The sequence below is a fragment of the bacterium genome, from assembly GCA_026398675.1.
In the GTDB taxonomy this organism is placed as follows: Bacteria; RBG-13-66-14; RBG-13-66-14; order RBG-13-66-14; family RBG-13-66-14; genus RBG-13-66-14.
In genome coordinates, this window is sequence record JAPLSK010000348.1 from 1 (window position 1) to 10,996 (window position 10,996).

Below are 10,996 nucleotides of genomic sequence, written 5' to 3' on the forward strand. Positions count from 1 at the left end.
GAGCTCGGCGGTCTCGTAGTCGGCGAGGACGCCGTCCTCCATGGGCCGAATGGCGTGGATGTTCGGCGGGGTGCGTCCAAGCATCCGCCTGGCCTCGAAGCCCAAAGCCTCGATCTGCCCCTTCTCGTTGACGGCGATGACCGAGGGCTCGTTCACGACCACACCCTGACCCTCGAGGTAGATCAGGGTGTTGCTGGTGCCCAGGTCCAGGGCGATGTAACGGGGGTGAATCTTGTTGAAGATCAAGGTGCGCTCGCTGGAACCTTGAACGGTTGGCGGGATCGGTGTTCAGATTGGGGCGCAACTCTGCGCCCCCAAGTGGATCGAGATGGAAGGGCGCCTATTCCTCGAGAAGCTTGCGGCATTCCTCGAGGGCGACCTCGAAGAGGGAGACGGCCTCGCGCAGCGAAATGTTGCGGCGTTTTAGACGGAGCTCCGAACCCTTGACTTCGAGGACGATGTAGTTGTCGAAGGTCGTCGGCGCCGCAGCGGCGGGCTCGGCGACCGGAACCGCGGCGGCCGGCCTGAACGGCTCCGCCGCCGGGACTTCGAGGGCGGAATCGAAGGCGGGGACGGCGTACTCCTCCTCCTCCTCCTCGACCTCCTCCAGCGCCTCGACGGGCTCGGAGGTATCGAAGGCGGGGACGGCGTACTCCTCGACGGGCTCGGGCGCCGCGTAGGAGGAATCGAAGGCCGGGACCGCGTACTCCTCCTCGGCCACCTCCGTGGTCGTTCCGGAATCGAAGGCGGGGACGACGAACTCGTCGGTTATCCCCTCCTGGTCTTCCGATACCGCGGCAACCTCTACCTCCTCCTCGACCTCCTCCTCGTCGATACGGCTCGTGTCGAAGAGCGGCACCTTGAACTCTTCGAGCTCGGAGGTGCTGGGGCCGGCGTCCAGGGGGGACGGCATCTCCTCGGGCGCGGCCTCCACGGTCTCGCCGAGGATCTCGTCCCAGATACCCTCGGAGGGGACGATGGGCTCTCTCGCCGCTTCGGGTGGCGGGACCGGTCTCTCGGCCCGGACAGCGGGCGGCGGAGTCGGAGCCGATGCGGCTCGGGCGGAACTCGGCGGGGGCGGAGGCGCGGTGCGAGCCATTTCGATCCGGGAGGGCGGCGGAGGAGGCGGTGCGACCGACGGCCCTGCGGCAGCCGGTTTTCCCGTGGGTGGAGGGGGCGGTCCGGCGGCCCTTCTTGCGCCACCCGGGGTGACAATCACGGCTCCCGGCGGCTCGTCGTCGGTTCCTGAAGGGGCGAGCTTCGAGAAATCGCCGATCTTCAGGCTATCCTTGAGCTTGGCCGCCCGTGCGGCGTTTCTCCGCTTGATCTCCTCGATATAACTCTGATCAACCATGACGGATCCTTCCAAACAACCGGCTTTTTACCACTAAAGGCTGGAACGGTCAAAAACGGTTCGGGAAGAGGGACCGGCGTCCAGCCACGTCCACCCGCATACGCGGATCCTTAGTTCACCGACGCCACGATCCGCAACGGCCGAAGATTACAGTCTATACGCTTAGTCTGCCACAAGGCCGTCAAATATGCAAACTCAATGCGCTATATAAACACAAAATGACCGAAGATAGAGCGCAACTTATCCCGGTAGAGGTCGTACTCCTCGTAGCTCACCTCGCCCATCAGGGCATAGACCCACTTATCCTTGACGTAGAAGGCGACGATGCGGATGTCGGCCTGGGTGTTTTTCGAGTGGATCACCTTGATGACGTAGTAGGTTCCCTGCAGCTCGTCCGAGTTGAGGGTGGTCGTGGGTTCCCAAGTGTCCACATTGTACGGGTGGTCCGGGTTCAGGGCGTAGAGCATGATGTTCTCGAAGGACTGGTGGGCCAGCGAGTTGGTCGTGCGCGACTCCTGAAGCTGGAGCTTCCCCACCCGCACCCTGGCCACGGGCCGATCAGCGTCGTAGAGGGTCAGCCGGCAAATCTCGGAGGCGTCCAGCCACGCGACCGAGCTGAACGCGTCCGCCTCGTCGTGGCGCAGACCGGTGCCGTAAGCGAATTCCCAATTGCTGTCGGGCCGCAGGAGCTGAATGCCCTCGTCGAAGTAGTTGATCAGATTCTCGTCAATATCGAGGCCGGAACCGCGGACCACGTGAGTGCGCCCCGTTTCCCCCCCCTCCCCGTCGCCGCCGAAGAGGCTGGAATCCTTCAGGAAGAAGATGAGCCAAATGATTACGGCCAGTGCGGCGCCCAAGAGGATGATGTGCGTGACGGAGCCATGCTTGGAGCGCAGCGTCGCACGGCGCTGAAAGCGCACTCGGGGCTCGTCGTTACGTCGGCTGTCGTCGTCCATGGCTCGGTATGGTAAACAATCGTATACTGACCCGTTCGCCGGATCACCACGGTCAAAACATAACCGGAATTTCTTGAATTGTCAAGGTCTTATGCATTTACACCGGCGCGCATCCGAGCTTTCGGGCCACGTATCGTTCACCGACCCGGGATGCACGGAGGGCGCCATCCGCCCTTCCCCATTGACTGCCGCCCCATCGGGCGCTAGAATGTCCGAAAAACTCGAGGGAGCCAACTTGAGAAACACCGCCTCCTTTCTTTCCCCCCTCCTCGTCCTCCTCACCGGCTGCTTCCTCTTCGACACAGGAGGCGGTTCCCATCCCAGCACCACCCCCGAGACGGCGGTGACGGCAACAGAGACGAGCGAAACCTCCGATCTGGCCGAGCACATAGACGCCGGCAACGCCCTCCTCGCCGCCGGAGACCTGAGCGGCGCGACCCGGGAGTACGAGAAGGCGCAGCAAATCGCCCCGGACGACCCCTTCGTCAACAACAACCTCGGCCTGGTCTACATGGAATCGGAGCTCTTCTCCCTCGCCGTCAGTTATTTCGAGAAGGCCATCGAGATCCTGCCCTACTACTATAAGGCGTACAACAATCTGGGCAACGCCTACCAGGAGCTGTCGTACTACGACCTGTCGCGGGAAGCCTACGAGGAGGCGCTTAAAATCAAGCCCGACTACGCCCTGGCTCATTGGAACCTGGCCCTCCTCCTGGAGAAGACCGGCGACGCACTGGACGCCATCCGCCACTGGCAGCGCTACATCAGCCTCTCGGAGGGCGAGGGGGACATCGCCTTCGCCCGGAACCGCATCGCCGCCCTGCGCGACAGCACCTCTTCCACGGAGGGGGTGGACGCCATCACCGAGGAGGAGGCCGGATATTCCGTTGAATGACATGCCCCGCCGCTTGATTCCGCTATTCGCGGTCCTCGTCCTTTGCGCCGCCTGCCGGGAAGACGCTCCCCCACAAATCCACCCCGTCGCCCCCGAAGGCGCGCTGGCCGACCGCGCGACCAACCCCGGATCGGTGCCGGGCGACCGCGTCACGGTCGGCGGCCTGCTGCACGACACCGGCGCGCTGACCACTCTTACCTCGTACACCTGGAACGCGGGCGGGATCACGCGGGAGGTCTATTTCCTGGAACCGAGGCGCCCCGAGCTCACCGGCTCGCTCGTCCGGTTATCCGACGCCCTCGTGTCCGAAACCGGCGTTTACGGGTACGGCGTCCGGCTTTCCGGCGGCGAGGCTTCGCCCGACACGGCCGCCGTCCCCCCGGTCGAGCTGCCGGAGGCCTGGCTCGGGAGGCTGGAAGAGCTGGATCTGAACGCCCTTTCGTCCCACCCGGAGCACAACGGCAACTACCGCCCGACCCCGGCGGATTTCGCCTCCCTCACCTGGCGGTCGGTGGACTGGACGGGCGAGGGCGACGACCGCCGATGGCTCCTGGAGGCTTCGAGGCTGCCTCTCCCCCCCTTCGCCGACCCGCGGCTGGAACGCTGGCTGCAACTTTACGCCGAGGTGGATTCCAGGGGTACGGTGGAGCAGCTCTGGATCGGGGTTAGGGGGAGTTTTCTCGAATAGGATGGAAGGGCAAGGGGCTTAAGCCCCTTGTCTCATAGGCGCCACCTCGGAAACGAGCGCGTAATGCCTCGGCAAATTGTCCGTTGACCCAGGAAAAACATCACCGGCTGGGTGATTGGTGGACCGGCCTCACGGGGGCGGTCGGTTCATTTTTCCGGCACCTCTTCCGACGTCGGGACGCCCGGAAAACGACGCCCCCCCTTGAGGGCCCCCACCCCCGCGCCCAGGACCTCACCCACGGCCCCTCCGCCCCGACCCCGTCGGAAGCTGTCACTCATCGCCGGAAACGCCGCCGTCTGGTCCGGGACATCATCCTGGCTCTCGTGGCCGCCTTCACCCTTTTCTCCCTCTACAACCTCCAGGTCCAGTTCCCGGCAACATCCTTCGCCGTCTACCCCCGTCTGGGCGGTTATTACGCGTACCGGGGCGTGCTCGGGGTGCATAGTCAGTACTCCGACGGCGCCTCGAACTACGGCGAAATCGCCGTCCTGGCGAGGAAGGCGGACCTCGACTTCGTCGTCTTCACCGACGTGCAGTCCATGCTGGCCCGCACGGACGGCAAGGTCGGCAATTACGGCCACCTGTACCTCCTCTGCGGCGCGGAACTCGAACGACCGGAGGGAAAGCTGTGGATTCTGGGCCCCAAGACGCTACCGAAGGGGCTCGGGCGGCCCACGGCAAACATCTGCGCCGAGGTTGACGAGAAGGGACTGTCGGTCGTCGCCATGCCGCTGGATGCCGAGAATCCATGGAGCGACTGGGATCTATCCAATTTCACCGCCCTGGAGGTGGTGAACCTGCGCGGCCTGTGGCGGCGGGCGGACCCCCTGACCTGGCTCGGCGCGGTCAGCGTGAACCTCTTGGACGGCCCTCGCTCCTACGCCCGTCTCGGCGTGGACCCGGCGGCGTTCACGCTCTGGGACGAGCTGTGCCGGACCAGGCCGGTGGTGGGGCTGGCCTCCGCCGAGGCCCTGGGGCGGTCCAAGGTTCTGGGCGACTGGTATATGTACGTGCCGAGCTACGAAAGCGCCTTCGACACGATCCAAACCTACGTCCTCCTGCCGCGACGTCTGCCGACCGATCCCGGCATCGCTTCGGACCTCATCACCGGGGCCCTCGCCCGGGGGCACTGCTTCGGCTGCATCGCCCCCATCGGGGACGGCCGGGGATTCCGGTTCACCGCCCGTTCGGGGATAAAGACGGCCATCATGGGCGATGAGACGAACCTCGGCGACGAGCCCACTGTTCTGGAGGCCTACTGCCCACCGGCGGAGGGGGTCCTGCTGCGGCTCATCCAAGACGGCAAGCCGGTGATGAGTTATTTTGACAATCGGTTCGTGTATCAGGTTTCAGCGCCCGGCGTGTACCGGGTCGAGGCCTGGGTCGAAGCGCCCAACCTCCCCTGGGGCACGGTGCAGCGTCTCTGGCTTTTCTCCAATCCCATCTACGTCCGACCGGCGGCGGTCGCATCCGGGGCGGGACCGTGACCTACGGGGTTTACATCCACGTCCCGCTCTGCCGACGCCGGTGCGCCTACTGCGATTTCACCAGCTACGTCGCGACGCCGGAGGCGGGCGGTCGGGTCGTCGCGGGGCTCCTCCGGGAGTTGGAGCTTGGACCCCCAATCCGCAGGAAACCGAGCGAACCGAGCGAAGCGAGCTACGCCCCCGGCGAACCGAGCTACGCCCCCGGCAAAACGCTCTACGTGGGCGGGGGTACGCCCAACATCCTGGGGGCGGACGATTTGGGCAACCTCATCGCCCGGACGCGAGACCGATTCCGCATCCACTCGGGGGCCGAGGTCTCCACGGAGTCCAACCCCTGCGCCAATTCCGGGATCGGGTACTTCGAGGCGCTGCTGCGGGCCGGGCTGACCAGGCTCTCGGTCGGCTTTCAGAGCTTCGACGAAGACGAGTTGCGAATGCTCGGGCGTTTGCACCGGTCCACGGACACCGGGATTTTCGCCAACGCCCGGCGCGCCGGGGTCCGGTCGGTGTCCATTGACCTGATGTACGGCCTGCCGGGACAGGGACCGAAGGCTTTTCAAAAAAGTCTGGAGGCCGCGCTCTCGCTGGGTGTGGACCACATGTCGCTCTACGCGCTCAAGCTGGAACCGTCCACCCCCCTGGGCCGGGCCGTGGAACGGGGCGAGCTACCCACGCCCGACCCCGACGCGGCGGCCGATATGTACTACGCCGCACTGGACCGCCTGGAGTCCGAGGGTCTTGCGCAGTACGAGCTGTCCAACTTCGCCCGCCCGGGCCACCGCTGCCGTCACAACGAAATTTACTGGGAGGCCGGACCGTTCGTCGGCTTCGGTCCCTCGGCGGTCTCCGATGACGGCGAGGTGAGGCGGCGCAACACGCCGGACCTGGAGGCGTGGCTGGGCGCCGTGGAGAAAGGCAGACCCCCGGACGGGGAGGATGAGCGGCCCACGGAGCGTGAACGTCGGCTGGAGATGGCTATGCTGGCCCTCCGAACCCGTGACGGCCTTTCCGGAAAAAGATTTCGCGGGCGCTGGGGGGTGGAGGTGGAGCAGGCGTTTCCCGCTCTCGCGGGGCACCTCGCGGCGGGGCGGTTGGAGTTATTGCGGGGCTCGAACACGGACGACGTGCGCTGGCGCATCGCACGGGAGCACCAGCTCATCGCCGACCGCATCCTCGTTGATCTGGTCGGGGAGACCTCGGTTGACCGAGGGATGGGTTAAAGATATAATCGAGATAAAGATGTGCCTTAGGCCGCAGTCATGCCCGACCGCAATTTCGACTCGCAAACCCGCCGAGAGCGACCCGCGGGCATCCGGCGCCGTGGGAAAGCCGCAGGGAGAACCATGAAACGAATCGTCATCCACCAGGAAGAGCTGGAAATCATCCGCAAGGGCGCCCTCGGCGAGATAGACCGCCTGACATCCAAGCTCAAGGACACAATCAACAGCTACTTCCTCCGCTTCAAGACCGAGGACGTGCACACCTGGAGCATGTACTCATGTGTTCACCGCGGCGGGCGACGGCAACGAGTTCCACTGCCTCGACCTGGAGTCGGGCGAGCTGCTCTGGAAGACCGTCTTCGACGCCAAAATCACGAGCCCCGCCGCCACCTCCTGGGACGGCTTCGTCTACGTGCCCTGCGACGATCAGCACCTCTACTCCATCGGGATCGAGTCGGGCCTCATCCAGTGGAAGTTCCACCTGGACGACATCGTCCTCAACACCCCCAGCGTGGACGGCACCAACGTCTTCCTCACCAGCCGCGAGGGATACCTGGTCGCCCTGGACGCCTCGCACTGCCAGCTCAAGTGGATCAGCCCCTGGGAGTCGGCGTTCAGCGAGCCCACCACCGGCGAGGTCAACATCTTCATCGGCACCTACGACGGCTGTCTGATGAGCGTCTGGCAGGGCTCCGGCGACATCAAGTGGAAGACGAAATCCCTGGGCCGGGCCACCAGCTCCGCCACCTTCGACTCCGGACGCCTCTTCTACTCCCTGCCCGAATCGGACAAAAGCCGGGGCTACCTCTACTGCCTCGACGCCGATACGGCGAAGATACTCTGGCGCCACGAGACAATCGCCTCGCTGACCTGCACCTCGGCCATCGCCAAGGACAACATCTACATCGTGGCCCAGAACAACCTCGAATCGCTCACGGCCGCCGACGCCCAGAAGCGCTGGCGATTCGGCACCGAAACGCCCATCCGCTTCTGCCCCACGGTGATAGACCAGGCCGTCTTCATCACCAGCAAGGTGGGGTTCCTCCACGCGGTGGATACCGAGACGGGCAAAGAGCTCTGGTCGAAAGAGCTGGGCGCCGCGGTCATCGGCTCCAGCGCTTATGCCGACGGCACCCTGGTGCTGAACTGCGAGGACGGCAAGCTCTACGCCTTCGAGTAGGCAAAGGGGCCGAGACCTGCAACTGGCGCGGCGTCGTGAGCACGGGTTAAAACCCTCTCCCGTAGGGGCGACCCTCTGCGGTCGCCCGCGGGCGGGGACGGAGCCCCGCCCCTACGGGTCTTTGATGAAACCCCTTGCCCCCCAGATGATGGGGACAGTGCCGCAACCCGACGGCGTTCTTTATCGTAGAAGAAACATGAGTCAGTTCACCGCTCTCGAACACCGGCGCGCCGGCCCACTTTCGTCCCCGGTCGCCCTCTTCCTGTGTCCCGTCCTGTGGACGATTCTCGCCGGCTGCGCGCCGGAGAGCCCCACGGGGCGGGGGATAGACGAGCTGGCCTCCCTGGTGCGGGACAACCCCGACGACCCGGAGCTGCGCTTCCGCTTCGGCATGGCGTTCCTGGCCGAGGAGCCCCTGGACTGGGAGCAGGCCGGCATCCAGTTCGGCCGCGCCGCCGAGCTCGCCCCGACTTTCACCGAGGCCCACTTCAACTACGGCATCTGCCTGGCCCGGACCGAACGCTACCCGGAGGCCGAGAAGGCCTTCCGGCTGACCATCAGCCTCGACCCGAACTTCGCCCCGGCCTGGATCAACCTGGGGGTCATCCACCAGATAAACCATCGCTTCGATGAGGCCCGCGACGCCTTTCAACGCGCCGCCAAGCTCGACCCGTCATCCTACGAGGCGGCCTTCAATCTGGGGTGCGCCCGCGACAACATGCGCGACCTGCCGGGCGCCGTCGAGGCTTACGAGGCGGCTATAAAACTGCGTCCGGACCTGCCGCACGCATACGGCAACGTCGCCCGACTTTATTATCTGGCCGGGAGGTACTCGGACGCCGTCGCGCGGCTCGAGACCGCCCTCAAGCTCCAGCCCGACACGCCCGCAATCTACTACGATCTCTACCAGTGCCACCGGGAACTGGGCGACATCGCGAAATCCGAGGAGTATTATAAAACGGCGATTACCATTGACCCCCGCTACGCGGAAATCTACGGTGAGTCGAGGGAGTTCGTCACCCTTCCCCAGGAGTTGATGATGACGACCCCTCACCCCGAGGAGGGCAAGGATGAAAATTAAACCTGTGACCGGCGTTCTGATGCTGGTCGCCGCCGCTGCGGCCGGCTACATCCTGTCAGTGGCCTGCTCCTACGACCCCGTCGGCATCACCAAGGAGGGAGCCGCGAAGGTAAAGGTCTACGAGATACCCGGCTCCAACTTCCAGGGCAACCAGTACGTGGACTTCGACGAGCTCCACTTCGACCCCAACAACGACGATACCTCCCCCATGGTCCTCATCTACTCCGACCAGGGCACCGAGAAGGCCACCTGGTACCCGGTCTCGTCGAACGACTGGTACGTGCGCGACGGGGAGATGCACCTGGAAGCCGAGTCCAACTGGTGGTACCGGATCGTTATCCTCTACCAGTTGGAGGAGTAAGATGCGCAGCACACGATTAATCATAGCGGCGGCGGTCCTCGCCCTGGTACTTTCGTCCTGCGAGGACCCGGAGACGATCATCGAGCCCTTCGCCGGCCATGTCGCCTACGAGTTCACCCAGGCCGAAGTGGAGGCCGCCGGCGGATGGCTCCAGATTGCCGAGCTCGAATACAACTCGGTGGACGAGGCGCCCGGGGTCCAGGTCTGGGGCGACGGGGCCCAGGACGCCGACGACGACGGCGACGGGCCGGGAGAGCCGTACGCGCGCTGGGACCTGCTCGCTCCCGAGGATTCCCGACTCCGCAACGGCCAGCTGTACATCTACCTCTCCGATGATGACTCCGAGAACAGCCGCCACTACCGGGTGGTCATCTCCCGCCGGAGCCTGAACCTGGACTAGGGCGAATCCCCCTCCCCCTTTAGAGTGGGGATCTGTGAGGCGCGGGCTGGGAGAAGTTGCCGCTTGTCCTCTCTCCCTTCTAGGGAGAGGCGCGCCTGCGGGCCAGGGTGAGGGTCGCCGCATGTCCCCTCCCCCCTCTGGGGGGAGGGTGAGGGAGAGGGGTGGAAGCGGCGGGGATTGAAATCCCCGCCCTACATTACGAACCACACAACACCCCGTAGGGGCGACCGTCCACGGTCGCCCGTTTGATTGCAACTCATAGGGGCCGACCTTTAGGTCGGCCCGTAAACCCCCTCTCCCCTCTAGGGAGAGGCTCGCCTGCGGGCCAGGGTGAGGGTCGCCGCATGTCCCCTCCCCCCTCTGGGGGGAGGGTGAGGGAGAGGGGTGGAAGCGGCGGGGATTGAAATCCCCACCCTACATTTAGCCGGACGAACATGGAGGTCCGCCCCTACGATCAACCGCGAAATCAACCCGCATGGGCGACCCCCAAGGTCGCCCGTCGCTATTCATCTCACCCCTCGTCCCGGACTCCCCCCCGGTCGCACCCGCCGATTTGTTACAATAGCGGCGCCCGAAGGAGGGACCCGTGGATATTTCCCCCTCGCGCCGCCTGGCGTCCGTCAAGCCCTACATCTTCTCGGAGATGGCCCTCTGGCGCCGGGAGGCAGCGTCGAAGGGGCTGGAGATAGTAGACCTGGGCCGCGGCGGGCCGGACCTCGGCCCCGCGCCCGAGGTCGTCAAGGAGCTGGCCGTCACCGCGGCGGACCCCGCCCAGTACTCCTACACCCCGTACACCGGCTCGCCGGAGCTCATCAGCGCCATCCGCGACTGGTACTCCCGCCGTTTCGGCGTGAAAATTTCCGACGACGACGTCGTTCTCCTGCCCGGCAGCAAGGGGGGGCTCTCCCGGCTAAACCTGGCGCTGGCCGACCCGGGCGATTTGGTGATTCTGCCCGACCCCGCTTTCCCGTCCTACCTGAGCTCGGCCCGGGTGGCGGGATTGGAGGTGCACCGGCTGGAGCTGAAGCCGGAGCTGGGGTGGCACCCCGATCTTTCCGAGATACCGAACGCGGTCGCCGAGCGGGCACGCTTCATCATCCTCAATTATCCCAACAACCCCACGGGCGCGGCGACGACGCCAAAGTTCCTCGTCAAATTGGTGGATTGGGCCAGACGCACCCAGACCCTGGTAATCTACGACAACGCCTACCAGTTCATCGCCTTCGACGGCCACGGGCCGCTCTCGATTCTGTCCATCCCCGGAGCCGCCGAGGTGGCCGTCGAGTTCCACACCCTCTCCAAGGCCTACGGCATGGCCGGGGTGCGCATCGCCTTCGCGGCGGGGCACCCGCGGGCGGTGGCCGCGCTCAGGAA

The 10,996-nt window shown here is 65.3% G+C and carries 12 protein-coding genes; 9 read left to right on the forward strand and 3 right to left on the reverse strand.

What is annotated here, in order from left to right:
• The 3 genes from NTW26_10530 to NTW26_10540 form a co-directional block, all read right to left on the reverse strand.
• Positions 1-246, reverse strand: a 246-nt coding sequence (locus tag NTW26_10530) for a rod shape-determining protein (GenBank protein ID MCX7022686.1), incomplete at its 3' end; no start/stop codon positions are given.
• Between the two features lie 94 nt (positions 247-340).
• The gene (locus NTW26_10535; protein ID MCX7022687.1) at positions 341-1,354 is read right to left on the reverse strand and encodes a hypothetical protein; all 1,014 of its coding nucleotides are present in this window, start codon (positions 1,352-1,354) and stop codon (positions 341-343) included.
• A 203-nt stretch (positions 1,355-1,557) separates the two neighbouring features.
• Positions 1,558-2,274: a hypothetical protein gene (locus NTW26_10540; GenBank protein ID MCX7022688.1), complete on the reverse strand. Its 717-nt coding sequence runs from the start codon at positions 2,272-2,274 to the stop codon at positions 1,558-1,560.
• 271 nt (positions 2,275-2,545) lie between these two features.
• On the opposite strand from NTW26_10540, the gene NTW26_10545 reads away from it, so the two are divergent.
• From NTW26_10545 to NTW26_10585, 9 genes are all read left to right on the forward strand, one after another.
• Positions 2,546-3,205 (forward strand): tetratricopeptide repeat protein, encoded by a 660-nt coding sequence (locus tag NTW26_10545; GenBank protein ID MCX7022689.1) that lies wholly within the window; start codon positions 2,546-2,548, stop codon positions 3,203-3,205.
• Positions 3,198-3,893 (forward strand): hypothetical protein, encoded by a 696-nt coding sequence (locus tag NTW26_10550; protein ID MCX7022690.1) that lies wholly within the window; start codon positions 3,198-3,200, stop codon positions 3,891-3,893. The genes NTW26_10545 and NTW26_10550 overlap by 8 nt, the downstream gene beginning before the upstream one ends.
• Before the next feature lie 83 nt (positions 3,894-3,976).
• The gene (locus NTW26_10555) at positions 3,977-5,380 is read left to right on the forward strand and encodes a hypothetical protein (GenBank protein MCX7022691.1); all 1,404 of its coding nucleotides are present in this window, start codon (positions 3,977-3,979) and stop codon (positions 5,378-5,380) included.
• Positions 5,377-6,600, forward strand: coding sequence for a radical SAM family heme chaperone HemW (hemW, locus tag NTW26_10560; GenBank protein ID MCX7022692.1), 1,224 nt, complete (start codon positions 5,377-5,379; stop codon positions 6,598-6,600). Before NTW26_10555 ends, hemW begins: the two co-directional genes overlap by 4 nt.
• A gap of 280 nt (positions 6,601-6,880) precedes the next feature.
• Positions 6,881-7,780, forward strand: a complete 900-nt coding sequence (locus tag NTW26_10565) for a PQQ-binding-like beta-propeller repeat protein (GenBank protein ID MCX7022693.1) — start codon at positions 6,881-6,883, stop codon at positions 7,778-7,780.
• 124 nt (positions 7,781-7,904) lie between these two features.
• Positions 7,905-8,861, forward strand: coding sequence for a tetratricopeptide repeat protein (locus NTW26_10570; GenBank protein MCX7022694.1), 957 nt, complete (start codon positions 7,905-7,907; stop codon positions 8,859-8,861).
• Positions 8,851-9,222, forward strand: a complete 372-nt coding sequence (locus NTW26_10575; protein MCX7022695.1) for a hypothetical protein — start codon at positions 8,851-8,853, stop codon at positions 9,220-9,222. Before NTW26_10570 ends, NTW26_10575 begins: the two co-directional genes overlap by 11 nt.
• 1 nt (position 9,223) lies before the next feature.
• Positions 9,224-9,622, forward strand: coding sequence for a hypothetical protein (locus NTW26_10580; GenBank protein ID MCX7022696.1), 399 nt, complete (start codon positions 9,224-9,226; stop codon positions 9,620-9,622).
• Positions 9,623-10,208: 586 nt separating this feature from the next.
• Positions 10,209-10,996: aminotransferase class I/II-fold pyridoxal phosphate-dependent enzyme (locus NTW26_10585; protein ID MCX7022697.1), on the forward strand; the 788-nt coding region annotated here is incomplete at its 3' end.